Genomic DNA, 14505 nt, shown 5'->3' with positions numbered 1-14505 from the left:
GTGTACGTGACGAAGCTCCGGTCGAGCGGCCCACCGGAGCGGCCGCGATCGGCGCGCGCGGGCCGCTCCGTGGTCCCTACGGTCTCCGGGACGGTCCTTCCCCGATGGAACGCGGCCCGCCGGGGCGTACCGTCGCCCCATGACCGTCCCCGCCGTCCTCCCGCACGACGCCGCCGCGGCGCCGGCGCACACCCAGGTGCTCGTCGTCGGCGGCGGCACCGCCGCCCTCGAGGTCGTCATGGCGCTGCACGAGCGGGCGGCGGGCGAGGTGCGGGTGACGCTGCTGGCGCCCGATCCCCACTTCCGCTACCGCCCGCTGGCCGCGTACGCGGGACTGGTCCCCGACACCCGGCAGACCGTGGCGGTGCCGCCGCTCGCGGCCGAATGGGGCGCGAGCGTCGTGGGCGACCGCCTGGCGAGCGTGGACCTGGATCGGCGCGTCGCGACGACGACCCACGGGGGCCGCATCGCGTACGAGGCGCTCGTCGTCGCGTCGGGGGCCGCCCCCGAGGCCGCGGTGCCCGGCGCCGTGACGCTCGGCGCCCCGCACGACGAGCCCGCGTTCGCGGCGCTCGTCGCCCGCGTGCGCGCGGGGCAGGCCACGCGCCTGGCGGTCGTCGTGCCGCCGGGCGTGGCGTGGACGCTGCCGGCCTACGAGGTGGCGCTGCTGCTCGCGCACGCCGCGCCGCCGGAGACGACGCTCGTCACGGTGCTCACGGCGGAGGACGCGCCGCTGCAGGCGTTCGGCGACGCCGCGGGGGACGCCGTGCGCTCCCTCCTGCGGCGTCGGGGCGTCGAGCTCCGGACGTCCTGCCCGCCCGAGACGGTGGCCGGCGGGACGCTGCCCGTGCCGCTGGGGGATCCGGTGCCGCTCGACGCGGTCGTCGCCCTCGCGCGGCCGCAGGGCCCGGCGATCCCGGGCCTGCCGCACGACCGCGCGGGCTTCGTGCCCGTCGACGTGCGCGGGCGGATCGTGGGCGAGGACGACGCGTGGGCGGTCGGGGACGTCACGGACCGGCCGGTCAAGCAGGGGGGCCTGGCGGTCCAGCAGGCGGACGTCGCCGCGGCCGACGTGCTGCGGCACCTCGGCCTGCAGGACGGCGAGACGGCGCCCGCACGCCCGGTCGTGCGCGCCGCGCTGCTCGACGGCCAGGGGACGCTCTACCTGCGCGCCGAGCACGGCGACGACGGCTGGGCGACGGTGGTCTCGCGCGAGCCGCTGTGGTGGCCGCCGACGAAGATCGCCGGGGGCCGGCTGGCGGCGTACCTGGCCGCGCGCGAGACGGCGCTCGTCGACTGAACGGCCCGCGGGCGGCCGGTCGCCCCGCGCCGGGCGGACGACCGACGGCTCCGCGCCGGATCGGCGGCGCCGGGCCACGCCCGCGCGCCGGACGGCCGGCGGGCACCGCGCCGCGTCCATGGGCCCGGGGATCGTGGCCGCCGGCCCGGCGGCCGCCGAACGAGCCCTCCGGCGGGGTCAGCGGGCGGACGGCAGGCGGGCGACGACCTCGGTGCCCCCGCCCGGCCGGGGCCCGATGCGGAGCGTGCCGCCCTCGAGCCGGACGCGCTCGCGCATGCCGGTGATGCCGAAGCCCGTGCGCTCGGCGACGGCGTCCGCGTCGACGCCGCGACCGTCGTCGCGGACGGTCAGCAGCACGGCGGTGCCGTCGTGCGTGACGGCGACGGACGCCGCGCGGGCACCTGCGTGCTTGACGACGTTCGTCAGGGCCTCCTGCGCCAGGCGGTACACGGCGGTCTCGCGCTCGGGCGACAGCCGCCCGTCGGGGCCGCCCGCGCCCTTCCAGGTCGACGGCGACGTCCACGCGCAGGCCGGTCGCGGCCGCGACGTCGCGGGCCAGGCTCTGGACGGCGGGCGCCAGCCCCAGGTCGTCGAGCGCGGCGGGCCGCAGCTCCGTGACGAGCGTGCGCAGCTTGCGGATCTCGTCCGCGACGCCCTCGAGCAGGCCATCGAGCGCGCCGGCGACGTCGGGCGCGGTGGCCAGACGCCGGACGGCGACGAGCTGCATCCGCAGCGCCGCCAGCCCCTGCAGCGTCTCGTCGTGCAGCTCGCGGGCCCAGCGGCGCCGCTCCTGCTCGGCGCCGTCGAGCGCGTCGCGCAGCCGCTGCTCCCCGACGGTCTGGGCGGTGGCGACCGCGGTGGCGGCCGACGCGGCGAAGGCGAGCAGCAGCTCCTCCTCCCCGGCGGTGAACGGCGCCAGCGTGCCGTGGTGGTCGAGCGCCACGAAGACGCCCAGCCGACGGGAGCGGAAGACGAGGGGGACGAGCAGCGCGTGGCCCACGGTCCCGGCGCCGAGCGCGGCGGCGGGCACCCGGCGCGGACGCCGCGCGTCGAGCACCTCGCCGGCCACCGAGGACGCGCGGTCGACGGCGTCGCCGGGGGCGAGGGGCTCGCGGTCGCCGGCGACGGTCGCCACGCGCAGCGGCCCGTCGTCCTCGGCCAGGAGGATCGCCGCGGTGCGGGCGTCGATGAGCGCCCGCCCGCGCTTGGCGATGAGGTCGAGGACGCGGTCCAGGTCGGTCTCGGTGCCGATGGCGCGGGCGATCGCGGTCGTGGCGGCCAGGCCGGCGTTGACGCGCTCGAGCTCGTCGTGCCGCTCCCGCAGCCGGTCGTACAGCCCTGCGTTCGTCACGGCGATGGCCGCCCAGTCGGCGAGGACGACGAGCGCCTCCTCGTCCGCGGCGGTGAACGGGCCGCCGGCCCGCTCGGTCAGGTACAGGTTGCCCCACGGCCGGCCGCGCACCAGGATCGGCACGCCGAGGAACGACGTCATCGGCGGGTGGGCGTCGGGGACGCCGAAGGACCGCGGGTGCGCCGACAGGTCGTCGATGCGCAGCGGCGCGCCGGCGCGGATGACCTCGCCGAGCAGGCCGTGCCCGCGCGGCGGGTGGCCGATCGCGCGCTCCTGCTCGGGGCTCAGGCCGCGCGAGAGGAAGCGGCGCAGCCCGCGCCGGTCGTCGTCGAGGACGCCGAGGGCGGCGTAGCGCGCGCCCGTCAGCTCCTGCGCGGCGGCGAGGATGTGCTCGAGGAGCGCGTCGGGGTCGAGCTGGCCGACGAGGGTGCGGCCGACGGCGATCAGGCGGCGCAGGCGCGGCTCGTCGAGGGTGGTGGCCGAGGGGTCGCCGGCCGCGGGGACCGGGGCGGCGGCGGGCGCCGTGCCGGTCGACGGGGGCGCGGCCGGGGACGTGCCGGTCGGCGTGCGGGGCGCCCCGGCGGCGGGCCGAGGCGCGGGGCACGCGTCGTCGCCTGCCGCGGCGGGCAGCGGATCGGGCACGAGCAGGGCGTCGGGGGCGTCGGGCGCGTGGGGCACGGGTCTACGTCCCCGAGACCGCGCCGTCGGCGACGCGGACCGCCTCGGGCACGACCATGACGGGGCACTCGGCGCGCCGGACGACGCGCGAGGAGACGCTGCCGAGCAGCAGCCGCAGCGCGGGCCCGTTGGCGCGGGCGCCCAGGACGAGCAGGTCGACCTCGTGCGACAGCGCGACGGCCTCGCGCACCGGGTCGCCCTCGAGCAGGCGGCGGCGCACGCGGGGCACGCCGTGCACGCCGGCGGCCGCGTCGGTCAGCGCCTCGCGGGCCTCGCGGCGCACGTCGCCGAAGCCGCCGGCGGTGCCGAACGTCGCGTACGCGCGGGTGGTGTCGACCACGGAGAGCAGCGTCAGGTCGGCGTGGTGCTCGGCGGCGAGCGCGGCCGCGACGGCGACGGCGCGTCGGCCGGCGGCGGTGCCGTCGAACGCCACGCCGACGTGGCGCACCTCCTCCGTGGCGCCCGCGGGGGCGACCGCGACGGCGCACGGGGCGCCGTGCAGCGTCGCCTCGGCGTCGTCCCCGAGCACGCGGCGCGCGGCGGCGCCGTGGCGGGTGGCGCCGACCACGATCAGGTCGCTCATCGTCTCGCTGGCCGTGCGGTGCAGGCCTTCGGCGACGGAGCGGGCGCGCGGGGCGGCGTACTCCACCCACGGGCGGTCGTCGAGCATCTCGCGCGCGGGCGCCAGGTCGGCCGCGGCCAGGTCGTCGGGGTGGCCGCCGGGCACGAGCGCCCGGGCGGCGGCTCGGGCGTCCGTCAGCACGTCGGCGACGATCAGCGTGGTGTCGTCCGCGCCGAGCCGGCGCGCCAGGTCGAGCGCACCGAGGGCCTCGGGGGTCCCGTCGAAGCCGACGAGGATGGTGGTGAACATGGCGGTCTCCGCTGGCTGGCTGTGTCGTCGACGCTACGGTCGCCCCGGGCGTCGCGCATCCGTGGGTTCCCCGGAGCGGCGTCCGGGTCCGTCCGTGCGTCAGCCGACGATCACGGCGCCGTGTCGCACCTGGTCGGCCAGCTCGGCGGCGAACGACGCCACCGCGGTCCAGTCCGTGTACACGTGGTCGCGCGAGGTGTCCTTGGACAGGCCCTTCGTGCCCGCGACGCCGCGCATCAGCATCCGCGTGGCGGGGTTGTACGCCCGGTAGCGCAGCGCGCCGGCGACCCGCAGGGCGTGGTCGGGGCGGGTGCCCGTCTCGGCGGCGAGCGCGTCGACGTAGCGGGCGGTCTTCTCGTCCCCGGCCGCCCCGGTCGCGGCGGTGAGCGACACCGAGACGAGGGCCAGGTACCGCCCGGCGAGCTCGGCGTGCCGGGCCTGCAGCCAGGCCACCGCCGCCGGGTGGTGGTGCTCCGCGTGGATCGCGGCCACGACGACGACGCGGCTGTACGGCGCGACGTCGGTGTCTGGCGCGGCCTCCAGGTCGGCCTGGCCGGTCGGCACGCCGCGCTCCCGCAGCCCGGCGGCCAGGCGCTCGGCGATCTCGCGGGCGCTGCCGTGCTTGCTGGCGTACGCGACGAGGACGGCGTCGCGGCCGCCGAACGGCCGGGGATCGTGGGCGTCGGGGCGTGCGTCGGACAGCATGGGTCCAGCGTGCCGCGCGCGCTGCGCCGCGTCATCGGGGGAAGGGCGGCATCCGGACCGGAGTTCTACGGAGATGCCGGCCCGCCGATCGGGGCCGACGCCCGGGGGCCGCGCGGCGGCGCCGTCTCCGGGCGCGGCGGGTCAGAACGGCAGCTTCGAGCGGCCCTTGCGGCCGGTCTCGCCGCTCTTGCCCATCGCCTTCGAGGCGTTCGAGAACGGCTTCGCGAGCCAGTGGCCCAGGCGGCCGGGCGCCTTCGACGCGCCGCTGCTGCCGACGCCCATCACCCGCTTGCCGCCGTTCTCCGGCCCGCGCGACAGGCGCGGGAAGACGAACGCGAGCACGAGCAGCACGAGGCAGACGACGACGATCCCGGCGATGAGCACGCGCCCAACCTAGCCGGTCGCGGGCGTGGCGGGGGAACGGGCTTCTGGCGGGTGGGCGCTCGACGGCGCGCTTCATCGTGGCTGCGGGTCGGCCGCGGCCGCTGTCCCGTGGCTGTCCCTCCGCCGGAGGCTTGCGGGCGGCGCGCCCTCGGAACGCGAAAGGCCCGCGTCTGCGGGCCTTTCAGGATGCCGGAGGAGGGACTCGAACCCCCGACACGCGGATTATGATTCCGCTGCTCTAACCGACTGAGCTACTCCGGCGGGGGCGGACCACTTTAGCGGGCGGCGGGCGAGCGTGACGGCTCGGCGGTCCGGCGGCCCGGGACGGCCTCCGCCAGGACGGCGTCCTGCAGCGCGCGGGCGTCGGCCGCCGGCATGTAGCGCACCCGTCCGCCGCGCTTCGTCGCCAGCACGACCGCGAAGCCCGCCAGGCCCGCCCGCCGGGTCAGCGGCGTGGTCCGCACGAGCACCTTCTGCACGCGTCGCGCCCGCGCCAGCAGCGTCGTCCGGGCCAGGAGCTGGCGGCGGATCGCGAGCGTCCCGTCCTGCCGCCGCCACCCCGCCCCGCGCCAGCGCGACTCGCCGAGCGCGACGCCGAGCGCGAGGGGGAGGAGGGCCGCGGCGCGCCACGCGCCCGGCAGCCAGATCGCCCCGGCCGCCGCGGGGACGGCGAGCGTCAGCACCGGCCGCGTCCAGTAGCGGCGGCGGGCGCGCGCCGGCGGACGCTCGTACGGCGCGGCCGGCCACGCCAGGTCGGGCACCATCCGGGCCAGCAGCGCGGGCACCGCGTCGCGCCGGACGAGCGGCACCAGCGTCCGGGTCAGCTCCTCGCGCCCGTAGCCGGCCACCTCGACCTGCACCGTCGCGTAGCCGAGCGGTCGCCGCAGCAGCCCCTCGACGATCCGCACGCCGTGGATCCGCTCGAGCGCGATCGTCGCCGTCCGCTCCGTCAGCAGGCCGCGGCGCACGCGCAGACGTCCCTCGTCGCGCGTGACGGTGAACTCGGCGAACCCCAGCACCGTCCCGATCACCGACACGACCGCCGCGAGCAGCAGCGCCAGGCCGACGAGCACGGCGATCGTCGTCACCGACGCGTCGCTGACGACGTCGCGCACCGCGTGCCGCACGCTGCCGGGCAGCAGGTCCTGGGCCTGCGAGAAGACGGCGCCGACGAGCGCGGCGACGACGCCGATCTGCGGCCCCGTCAGCGCGGCGACCAGCAGCTCGCGGCCGGTGATCGCGTAGACGGTCTCGCCGGACGCCTCGGCGGTCGCGGCGTCGTCCGCCGCCGGGCCGGCGGGGGCGGCGGCGCCCCGGCGCGCATGCCCCAGGACGCCGCGCAGCCGCTCGGCCTCGGCGTACGTCAGCGCGTCCAGCCGCACCTCGGCCTTGCCGCGCGCGCCGCCGGCGGTCTGCACCTCGAGCGACACGAGCCCGAACAGCCGCTGGACCAGGCCGCGCGACGTGTCGAGCGCCGAGATCCGCGACGCGGGCACCGCCCGGTCCGAGCGGCTGAGCAGTCCGCTGCGCAGGTGCAGCGCGCCGTCCGTCACGCGGTACGTCGTCGCGCGCCACTCGAGCACGACGGAGACGCACGCCAGCCCGATCAGCGTGGCGATGGCCGCCACGGCGTAGTCGCCGAAGCCGACCGCGATGCCGAGCAGCGCCGGCAGGCCGCCGCGCAGCACGCGGAACAGGCGGACGAGGACGTAGGCGACGTGCAGCCGCCGCGGCGGGACTTCGTCCGTCGGGGGCGCCGCGTCCGTCGGCGGACCGGGGCTCGCGTCCGGCTCAGAGCTCATCCGGCACCCGCGCCAGCGCGGCGATGTGGGCGCGCAGGGCCTCGGCCTCGTCGCGGTCGAGCGCCGGGATCGTCACCGACCCGGCGGCGGTGTGCAGCTCGATCTCGGCCAGGCCGAAGCGGTCCGCGAGCGGCCCGTGGTGCAGGTCGACGTGCTGCACCCGCACCATCGGCACCACCGTCCGCGTGATGACGAGGAGCCCGTGGTGCAGGTCGACCTCCTCGGCGCCGATGGCGTACCACCAGATCCGCCGCCGGACGGCCGGCACGACGGCCACCGTGCCGAGCGCCGCGACCCACGCCGCGGCGGTCCCGACCGCCGCGACCCACCCGGGGACGGGGACGAGCGCCAGCACGACGGTGGCGACCGCCGCGGCCGGCAGGCCCTGCGCCGCCAGGTGCAGGCGCCAGTACGGCACCGCGCGGGCGGACAGGCGGCGCGGCTGCGCGTCGGCGGCCGCGGAGCCGGGCGCCGGGACGGTCGACGACATGGGCGGCAGCCTACGGCGAGGGTCGGCTAGCGTCCGCCGCGATGCCGCTGCCCGTGCCGCCGACGCTCATCGCCGTCCCGAACGTCTCGGAGGGCCGCGACCGGACGACGGTCGACGCGATCGGCCGCGCGTACGCCGAGGGCGGCGCCCGGGTGCTCGACGTCCACGCCGACCCGGACCACCACCGCGCGGTGCACACCCTGGCCGCGCCCCCGGGGCGTCTGGCGGACGCGCTCGTCACCGGCGCCGAGGCCGCGATGGCGCACGTCGACCTGCGCACGCCCCGCGGGGTGCACCCGCACGTCGGCGCCCTCGACGTCTGCCCCGTGGTCTTCCGCACGCCGGAGGAGCGCGGCGTGGCGGTGCTCGAGGCGCTGTCCGCAGCGGCGGGCATCGGCGAGCTCGGGCTGCCCGTCCTGCTCTACGGGCTGCTCGGCGACGGCCGCACGCGCGCGGACGTGCGCCGCGGCGGGGTCGAGGAGCTGACGCGACGCCTGGCCGCGGGCGAGCTGCGGCCGGACTTCGGCCCCGCGCGGCCGCACCCGACGGCCGGCGCCGTCCTCGTCGGCGCCCGCCCGCCGCTGCTGGCCTTCAACGTCGAGCTCGCCGCGCCGGCGACCCCGGACGACGCCCGCCGGATCGCTGCGCTCGTGCGCGAGGGCGGGGAGGAGGGGCTGCCCGGCGTCCGCGCCATCGGCCTGGAGCTGGCGCACGCCGAGGGCCTCGCGGGCGGGGGCGCGCCGCTGGCCCAGGTGTCCTGCAACGTCGAGGACCACCGGGCCGTGCCGCTGGCCCGCCTCGTCGCGGCCGTCGCGCGCCACGCCGACGTGGCGGCCTGCGAGGTCGTGGGGCTGCCGCCGGCCGAGGCGTTCGCGGGCTTCCCGGAGGACGTGCCCGTCCGGGGCCGGCGGACGCTCGAGGACGCGCTGGCCGCCGGCTGACCGCCGGGCGCCGGTCGACGCCCCGCCGCGGGCGGCGCTCAGCCGCCGCGCAGCCGCTCGACGGCGTCCGGCACCTCGCCGCTCGGCCCACCCGCCGTCGACGGGTCCCGCTCGATCGCCTCGGGGCTGGACGGGTCGTCGGACCCGCCGCCGGCGTCGCCGCCCGACCCGCTCTCGGTGCGGCCCGTCTCCGTCTCCTGGCCATCGCCCTTCCCCGCCTCGGTCTCGGGCGCCGGGTCGCGGTCGGGGACCTGGTCCGCGTTCGTCTCGTCGGTGCTCATGGCCGGCGGCTACCCGGTCGGGCGGGCCGGGATGCGGCCGCCTGGGCGACCCGCTGGGGCGCCGCCGGCGCGGCTCCGGCGTCGCCGCGTCGCCGCGTCGACCGCTCGCCGGGCCGCGCCGGGCGAGCGCCGGCGACCGTCAGGCACGCGATGCGGCGCGCGACGCGGCCCGCGCGCGCCCCGGCCGCGGCTCGGGCCGCCCGACGAGCGCCACCTCGCCCGCGACCACGCGGCGCATGAGCGCCCGCACCCCGGCCGGGTCGTCGCCCGCGACGGCCAGCGCCCACATCAGCTTCACCGTGGCGGCCGACGACAGCACCCCGGGCAGGAAGCTGATCCCCGCGCCCGTCAGCACGGGCAGGGAGGGGTAGTACGAGCCGGCCACGTCGGGGGCCGCCGCGACGGTGCCGACCACGACGCCGCCGCGCGCGGTGACGAACTCCGAGAAGCGCGAGAGGGACGCGTCGTCCTCGCCGGTGGGGCCGGTGGCGCAGGGGTAGAGCTCGGCGACGACGCCGCGCAGCCCGCCCGCCTCGACGGCGGCCTCGAGGGCGCCGAACGGCATCCCGGGGTGGACGCGCAGCTCGAGCACGCGGGGGTCGAACCGCGCGACGGTGGGGTGGGCGGCGACGCCGACGACCCGGTCGCGGGGACCGAGCGGCTGCGGCGCGGGCCAGGGCACCAGGCGCTCCAGGCGGCCGCGGCGCACGACCGCGACGGGGCCGCCGTTGGGCGACACGAACGCGCGGCCGGACGCGCGCTCCTTGCGCACGCGGGTGCCCAGGTGCACGGCCGCGTCGCCGTCCGGGGTGCCGGCGAAGACGAGGTACGTGCCGGCCGGCAGGGTGCGCAGCGCGATCAGGGCGCTGCGGACGTTGTTGCGCGCGTCGCTCTCGGGGTCGTCGGGCGGCAGGTTGCTGCCGGTGAGCACGACGGGGACGGGCAGGTCCGCCAGGGCGAAGGAGAGCGCCGCGGCGCTGTAGCCCATCGTGTCCGAGCCGTGCAGCACGCAGATCGCCTCGGCGCCGCGGGCGACGAGCCGGCGGATCGCCGCGGCGATCGCCTCCCAGTCGGCCGGGCGCGCCTCCTCGGAGTGCAGCTCGACGGGCCGCTCGATCTGCAGCTGGTGGGACCCGAACGCGGCGAGCGGCCCCGCCAGCCACCCCGGCAGGCCGCCCGCTCCGGGGCCGCGGACGAGGCGCACGACGTCGGCGTCGCGGGCGGAGGTCGAGCCGATCGTCCCCCCGGTGAGGACGAGGCCGAGACGGTGTCGCGACATCCGCTCCAGCGTACGGCAGCGCCGTCGCGGTGCCGGTCGTGGCGGGGCGCCGCTAGTCTGGACGGGCCAATGGCCCGCCCCACGAAGCGCCGCACGAAGCACCGCGGCAACGCCGCCGGGATGATCGAATCCCGGGGCGTCACCCACGCCCGTTCCCGCAGCACCGGCACCGGATCCGCTCCGGGCCGCGCGCGCGTCGACCCTCGACTCCGCGAGCCGTCCTGGCGCTCCGCGTTCATCCGGGCGCTCTTCGCCGCCGGCGTGTTCGTGCTCGTCATGCTGCTCGCGCTGAAGGGCCAGCCCGCCGCGGTGCTGCTGACCGGTCTGATGCTCGTGGCGGTCTACACGCCGTTCGGCTTCTACTTCGACCGCTTCATGTACCGCCGCCGCATGGCGAAGCTCGGGCAGGCCGCCGGCCGGGCGCCCGCGCCGAAGCCGCGCGGCAAGAAGCGGTAGCCACCGTCCACCAGGGGGAAGGGGTCCGTCATGGACGTCCGCATGTACACCGTCGGGATGATCCAGGAGAACGCGTTCCTGGTCTCCCAGGAGGGCTCCGACGAGGCCGTGGTCGTCGACCCCGGCGCCGAGGCCCCGAAGCTGCTCGCCGCGCTGAAGGAGCACGGGCTGACCCTGAAGGGCATCCTCGTCACGCACACGCACTTCGACCACATCGGGGCGGTGGCGGACCTGCACGACGCCACGGGCGCCGAGGTCTGGTGCCCCGCCGGCGAGGCCGACACGCTGCGCGACCCCAACGCCGTGATGCGTTGGCAGGGCTTCGGGCCGTTCCGCGGCTACGACCCCGAGCACCTCGTGCGGGGCGGCGACGTCGTGTCGCTGGCCGGCTTCGACTTCCAGGTCGTCTCCACGCCCGGGCACAGCCCCGACCACGTCACCTACGCGCTGCCCGACGAGGGCGCGATCTTCTCGGGCGACGTCCTCTTCCAGGGCTCCGTCGGCCGCACCGACCTGCCGGGCTGCGACCACGGCCGCCTGATGCGCTCGATCAAGGACCTGCTCGACCGCTTCGACGACGCGACGACGGTCTGCCCCGGCCACATGGCCCCGACGACGCTGGGCCAGGAGCGCCGCACGAACCCGTTCGTGCTCGATCTGCTCGCGAACGGGACCGGCGCGTGAGCGGCGGCGGCAAGGTCACCGCCCCGCGCGGCACCCACGACGTCCTGCCCGACGAGGCCGAGCGCCGGGCCGAGGTCGAGCGCCTGGCGCGCGAGATCCTCGGCGGCGCCGGCTACCGGCGGATCGAGACGCCGATCTTCGAGGCCACCGAGCTGTTCGCCCGCGGCGTCGGCGCGTCGACGGACGTCGTCCAGAAGGAGATGTACACCTTCGAGGACCGCGGCGAGCGCAGCCTGACGCTGCGGCCCGAGGGCACGGCGGGGGTCGTCCGCTCGTACCTCGAGCACGGCATGCACAAGCTGCCCCAGCCGGTGAAGCTGTGGTACTGGGGGCCGTTCTTCCGCTACGAGCGCGCCCAGAAGGGCCGCCAGCGGCAGTTCTGGCAGCTCGGCATCGAGACGCTCGGGTCCGAGGACCCGTCCGTGGACGCCGAGGGCATCGTGCTGCTGCACCGGCTGCTGGGGGCGCTCGGCGTGCCCGACCTGCGGCTGCGTCTGGGCTCGCTCGGCACGCCCGCCGGCCGCGAGGGCTACCGGGAGCTGCTCGTGGCGTACCTGCGCGAGCACGAGGACCGGCTGTCGGACGAGGTCCGCGGCCGCATCGACCTGAACCCGCTGCGCGCCTTCGACAGCGACCACCCGGGCACGCGCGAGGTCATGGCGGGCGCGCCGCTGCTGCTCGACCACCTGGCCGAGGACGACGCCGCGCACTTCGCCGAGGTCCGCGCGCTGCTCGACGGCGCCGGGGTGGCGTACGAGATCGACCCCACGCTCGTCCGCGGGCTGGACTACTACTCGCGGACGCTCTTCGAGTTCACCTCGGACGCCCTCGGCGCCCAGTCCGGGGTGGGCGGTGGCGGCCGCTACGACGGGCTCATGGAGCTCATCGGCGGGCCCGCGACCCCCGGCTTCGGCTGGGGCGCGGGGATCGAGCGGATCCTGCTCGCGCAGACCGGCGGGAAGGATCCCGAGCCCGCCGAGCAGGCCTGCGACCTGTACGTCGCGTGGGCCGACGGGCACCGCGCCCCGGCCTTCGCCCTCGCCGACGCCGCCGCGCGCGACGGGCTGGCCGTCCGGCTGGACCAGGCGCCGGCGCGCGGGCTGAAGGGCCAGCTGCGGCGCGCCGACCGCGCGGGGGCCCGGACGATCGTGGTGGTGGACGAGGACGGCCTGCGCGTGGAGCGCGGGGCCGAACGCGGGCCGGTGGCCGACGCGCGGGCCGCGATCGCGGCGGCGCGCGGCTGACCGCCGCGCGCGGCGGGCGGCCGGTACCGTAGGCCGTCATGCCTGCTCCGGAGCCCGCGTCCACCGTCCCCGACTCCGACGCCACGAAGAGCGAGCGGATCGCCCGCCTCGTCCAGGAGACGGTCGGGGCGGCGCCGGTCCACGCCAACCGCTTCCGCACGCAGTGGGCGGGCCTGGCGGGGGAGGACGCCGTCGGGACGACGCTGCGGGTCGCCGGCTGGGTCCACCGCCGCCGCGACCACGGCGGACTCATCTTCGTCGACCTGCGCGACCGCACCGGCCTGCTGCAGGTCGTCTTCGATCCCGCCACGTGCGGCGCGGAGGTCTTCGCCGCCGCCGAGCGCCTGCGCTCGGAGCACGTCCTCACGGTCGAGGGCGATCTGACCGCCCGCGGCGCCGAGCACGTCAACCCGAAGATGGCCACGGGCGCCGTCGAGCTGCGCGCCGCGACCCTGGAGACGCTGGCCGAGGCCGACACGCCGCCGTTCCCGGTGGACGAGGACGGCCCGGTGGACGAGCTCGTCCGCCTGCGCAACCGCGTCGTCGACCTGCGCCGCCAGGTCAACCGCGACGCGCTCCTGCTGCGCTCGCGCATCGTCCGCGCGATCCGCGACGCGATGGAGGAGGAGGGCTTCCTCGACATCGAGACGCCCTACCTGACCCGCTCGTCGCCCGAGGGCGCCCGCGACTTCCTCGTCCCCTCGCGCCTGCAGGCCGGCTCGTTCTACGCGCTGCCGCAGAGCCCGCAGCAGCTCAAGCAGATGCTGATGGTGGCGGGCTTCGAGCGCTACTACCAGATCGTCCGCTGCTTCCGCGACGAGGACCTGCGCGCCGACCGCCAGCCCGAGTTCACGCAGCTCGACGCCGAGCTGAGCTTCGTCGACGAGGACGACGTCATCGCGACGTTCGAGCGCGTCATGTCGCGCGCGTTCGCGGCCGGCGGCCTCGACGTCGCCGCCCCGGCGTGGGAGCGCATGCCCTACGACGAGGCGCTGCTGCGCTACGGCAACGACCGCCCCGACCGCCGCTTCGGCCTGGAGATCCAGGAGCTCTCGGACGCCCTGCGCGGCACGGAGTTCAAGGTCTTCGCCGGCACGCTCGCGTCCGGCGGCGTCGTCCGCGGCATCAACGCCGGCGGGCTGACCGTCCCGCGCAAGCAGCTCGACGAGCTGACCGAGATCGCGAAGAAGGCCGGCGCCGGCGGCCTGGTCTGGGGCTTCGTCGAGGAGGACGGCTCCTGGCGCTCCCCGATCGCGAAGTTCCTCACGTCCGACGAGATCGACGCGATCAAGACGACGCTCGACGCCTCGCCGGGCGACCTGCTGCTGATCGTCGCGGACCAGGCGGCGGTCGCCGCGAACGTCCTCGGCGTCCTGCGCCTGGAGCTCGCGGACCGCTTCGGTCTGCGCGAGGACCGCAACGACGTCTTCTGGGTCGTCGACTTCCCGATGTTCGAGCGCTCCGCCGAGGGGGATCGCTGGGACGCGGTGCACCACCCGTTCACGCAGCCGTCCGCGCCCGGCGGCGGCGCGCTGACGCCCGAGGACCTGGCGCCCGGCGGCCGCTTCGGCGCGCCGCACCCGGACGGCCCCAGCGCCACCGGCGGCGCGGCCCCGGACGACGCGCCCGCGCCGGCGCCGGAGGCGAGCGGCCCCGGCGCCCTGCGCTCCCGCGCCTACGACCTGGTCGTCAACGGCTGGGAGGTCGGCGGCGGCTCCATCCGCATCAACCGCGTCGAGCAGCAGCTCGCCGTGCTCGAGCTGCTCGGCATCGACGCCGAGGAGGCCGAGGAGCAGTTCGGCCACCTGCTGCGCGCCCTGAAGGCCGGCGCGCCGCCGCACGGCGGCATCGCGTTCGGCGTCGACCGCCTGGCCGCCCTGTGCGCCGGCCGCGACTCGCTGCGCGACGTCATCGCCTTCCCGAAGACGTCGTCGGGCGGCGATCCGCTCACCGGCGCGCCGGCGCCCGTCGACGCGGGGCAGCTCGGCGAGCTGGCGCTGCGCTCGACGGTCGAGCCGCCCGCCGCGGGCTGATTCCGG

15 protein-coding genes and 1 tRNA gene are annotated in these 14505 nt (G+C 77.8%); 7 read left to right on the top strand and 9 right to left on the bottom strand.

Annotated features, from left to right (window positions below; translation table 11 throughout):
* The first annotated feature begins 139 nt into the window (after positions 1–139).
* A complete protein-coding gene (locus tag J3P29_RS11400; RefSeq protein ID WP_210493501.1) occupies positions 140–1300 on the top strand; it encodes an FAD-dependent oxidoreductase in 1161 nt (386 codons plus the stop codon).
* 177 nt (positions 1301–1477) lie between these two features.
* Here J3P29_RS11400 and J3P29_RS11395 read toward each other — a convergent pair whose 3' ends face one another.
* Positions 1478–1750 carry an ATP-binding protein gene (locus J3P29_RS11395; RefSeq protein WP_210493500.1) on the bottom strand — a complete coding sequence of 91 codons (273 nt, stop codon included), beginning with the start codon at positions 1748–1750 and terminating at the stop codon, positions 1478–1480.
* On the opposite strand from J3P29_RS11395, the gene J3P29_RS19915 reads away from it, so the two are divergent.
* Positions 1710–3389: a hypothetical protein gene (locus tag J3P29_RS19915; RefSeq protein WP_246851907.1), complete on the top strand. Its 1680-nt coding sequence runs from the start codon at positions 1710–1712 to the stop codon at positions 3387–3389. The two genes, J3P29_RS11395 and J3P29_RS19915, sit on opposite strands and share 41 nt — an antisense overlap.
* Here the strand turns inward: J3P29_RS19915 and J3P29_RS11380 are convergent.
* The 6 genes from J3P29_RS11380 to J3P29_RS11355 form a co-directional block, all read right to left on the bottom strand.
* The gene (locus J3P29_RS11380) at positions 3334–4200 is read right to left on the bottom strand and encodes a universal stress protein (RefSeq protein WP_210493499.1); all 867 of its coding nucleotides are present in this window, start codon (positions 4198–4200) and stop codon (positions 3334–3336) included. The two genes, J3P29_RS19915 and J3P29_RS11380, sit on opposite strands and share 56 nt — an antisense overlap.
* A gap of 99 nt (positions 4201–4299) precedes the next feature.
* A complete protein-coding gene (locus J3P29_RS11375) occupies positions 4300–4905 on the bottom strand; it encodes a flavodoxin domain-containing protein (protein ID WP_210493498.1) in 606 nt (201 codons plus the stop codon).
* A gap of 141 nt (positions 4906–5046) precedes the next feature.
* Positions 5047–5289: a DUF6411 family protein gene (locus J3P29_RS11370; protein ID WP_210493496.1), complete on the bottom strand. Its 243-nt coding sequence runs from the start codon at positions 5287–5289 to the stop codon at positions 5047–5049.
* Between the two features lie 187 nt (positions 5290–5476).
* Positions 5477–5550: transfer RNA gene (locus J3P29_RS11365), tRNA-Met, on the bottom strand.
* Between the two features lie 14 nt (positions 5551–5564).
* Entirely contained in the window at positions 5565–7091 is a 1527-nt protein-coding gene (locus J3P29_RS11360; RefSeq protein ID WP_210493495.1) for a PH domain-containing protein, read from the bottom strand.
* Positions 7081–7581 (bottom strand): PH domain-containing protein, encoded by a 501-nt coding sequence (locus tag J3P29_RS11355; RefSeq protein WP_210493493.1) that lies wholly within the window; start codon positions 7579–7581, stop codon positions 7081–7083. Before J3P29_RS11355 ends, J3P29_RS11360 begins: the two co-directional genes overlap by 11 nt.
* A gap of 41 nt (positions 7582–7622) precedes the next feature.
* Here J3P29_RS11355 and J3P29_RS11350 point away from each other — a divergent pair, with 41 nt between their 5' ends.
* Positions 7623–8522 (top strand): hypothetical protein, encoded by a 900-nt coding sequence (locus J3P29_RS11350; protein ID WP_210493492.1) that lies wholly within the window; start codon positions 7623–7625, stop codon positions 8520–8522.
* Between the two features lie 38 nt (positions 8523–8560).
* Here J3P29_RS11350 and J3P29_RS11345 read toward each other — a convergent pair whose 3' ends face one another.
* Positions 8561–8803: a hypothetical protein gene (locus J3P29_RS11345; protein WP_210493491.1), complete on the bottom strand. Its 243-nt coding sequence runs from the start codon at positions 8801–8803 to the stop codon at positions 8561–8563.
* A gap of 139 nt (positions 8804–8942) precedes the next feature.
* On the bottom strand, positions 8943–10082 hold the full coding sequence (locus J3P29_RS11340) for an asparaginase domain-containing protein (RefSeq protein ID WP_210493490.1): 1140 nt from the start codon (positions 10080–10082) through the stop codon (positions 8943–8945).
* Between the two features lie 69 nt (positions 10083–10151).
* Here J3P29_RS11340 and J3P29_RS11335 point away from each other — a divergent pair, with 69 nt between their 5' ends.
* Genes J3P29_RS11335 through aspS form a run of 4 tightly spaced genes read left to right on the top strand, consistent with a single transcriptional unit; the run spans position 10152 to position 14499 of the window.
* The gene (locus J3P29_RS11335) at positions 10152–10538 is read left to right on the top strand and encodes a hypothetical protein (RefSeq protein WP_210493489.1); all 387 of its coding nucleotides are present in this window, start codon (positions 10152–10154) and stop codon (positions 10536–10538) included.
* A 30-nt stretch (positions 10539–10568) separates the two neighbouring features.
* On the top strand, positions 10569–11222 hold the full coding sequence (locus tag J3P29_RS11330) for an MBL fold metallo-hydrolase (protein WP_210493487.1): 654 nt from the start codon (positions 10569–10571) through the stop codon (positions 11220–11222).
* On the top strand, positions 11219–12466 hold the full coding sequence (hisS, locus tag J3P29_RS11325) for a histidine--tRNA ligase (RefSeq protein ID WP_210493486.1): 1248 nt from the start codon (positions 11219–11221) through the stop codon (positions 12464–12466). The genes J3P29_RS11330 and hisS overlap by 4 nt, the downstream gene beginning before the upstream one ends.
* A gap of 38 nt (positions 12467–12504) precedes the next feature.
* Entirely contained in the window at positions 12505–14499 is a 1995-nt protein-coding gene (aspS, locus tag J3P29_RS11320; protein WP_210493485.1) for an aspartate--tRNA ligase, read from the top strand.
* The last annotated feature ends 6 nt before the right edge of the window (positions 14500–14505 follow it).

This window comes from Patulibacter sp. SYSU D01012 (assembly GCF_017916475.1).
Classification (GTDB): domain Bacteria; phylum Actinomycetota; class Thermoleophilia; order Solirubrobacterales; family Solirubrobacteraceae; genus Patulibacter.
The sequence above is the reverse complement of the archived record's forward strand: the minus strand, read 5'-3'. Positions and strand labels throughout refer to the sequence as shown.

Coding starts and splice junctions, on each gene's coding strand:
- aspS (WP_210493485.1), top strand. CDS start 12,505: ATGCCTGCTCCGGAGCCCGCGTCCACCGTCCCCGACTCCGACGCCACG.
- J3P29_RS11330 (WP_210493487.1), top strand. CDS start 10,569: ATGGACGTCCGCATGTACACCGTCGGGATGATCCAGGAGAACGCGTTC.
- J3P29_RS11350 (WP_210493492.1), top strand. CDS start 7,623: ATGCCGCTGCCCGTGCCGCCGACGCTCATCGCCGTCCCGAACGTCTCG.
- J3P29_RS11380 (WP_210493499.1), bottom strand. CDS start 4,200: ATGTTCACCACCATCCTCGTCGGCTTCGACGGGACCCCCGAGGCCCTC.
- J3P29_RS11340 (WP_210493490.1), bottom strand. CDS start 10,082: ATGTCGCGACACCGTCTCGGCCTCGTCCTCACCGGGGGGACGATCGGC.
- J3P29_RS11355 (WP_210493493.1), bottom strand. CDS start 7,581: ATGTCGTCGACCGTCCCGGCGCCCGGCTCCGCGGCCGCCGACGCGCAG.
- J3P29_RS11375 (WP_210493498.1), bottom strand. CDS start 4,905: ATGCTGTCCGACGCACGCCCCGACGCCCACGATCCCCGGCCGTTCGGC.
- J3P29_RS11335 (WP_210493489.1), top strand. CDS start 10,152: ATGGCCCGCCCCACGAAGCGCCGCACGAAGCACCGCGGCAACGCCGCC.
- J3P29_RS11400 (WP_210493501.1), top strand. CDS start 140: ATGACCGTCCCCGCCGTCCTCCCGCACGACGCCGCCGCGGCGCCGGCG.
- J3P29_RS11345 (WP_210493491.1), bottom strand. CDS start 8,803: ATGAGCACCGACGAGACGAACGCGGACCAGGTCCCCGACCGCGACCCG.
- J3P29_RS11360 (WP_210493495.1), bottom strand. CDS start 7,091: ATGAGCTCTGAGCCGGACGCGAGCCCCGGTCCGCCGACGGACGCGGCG.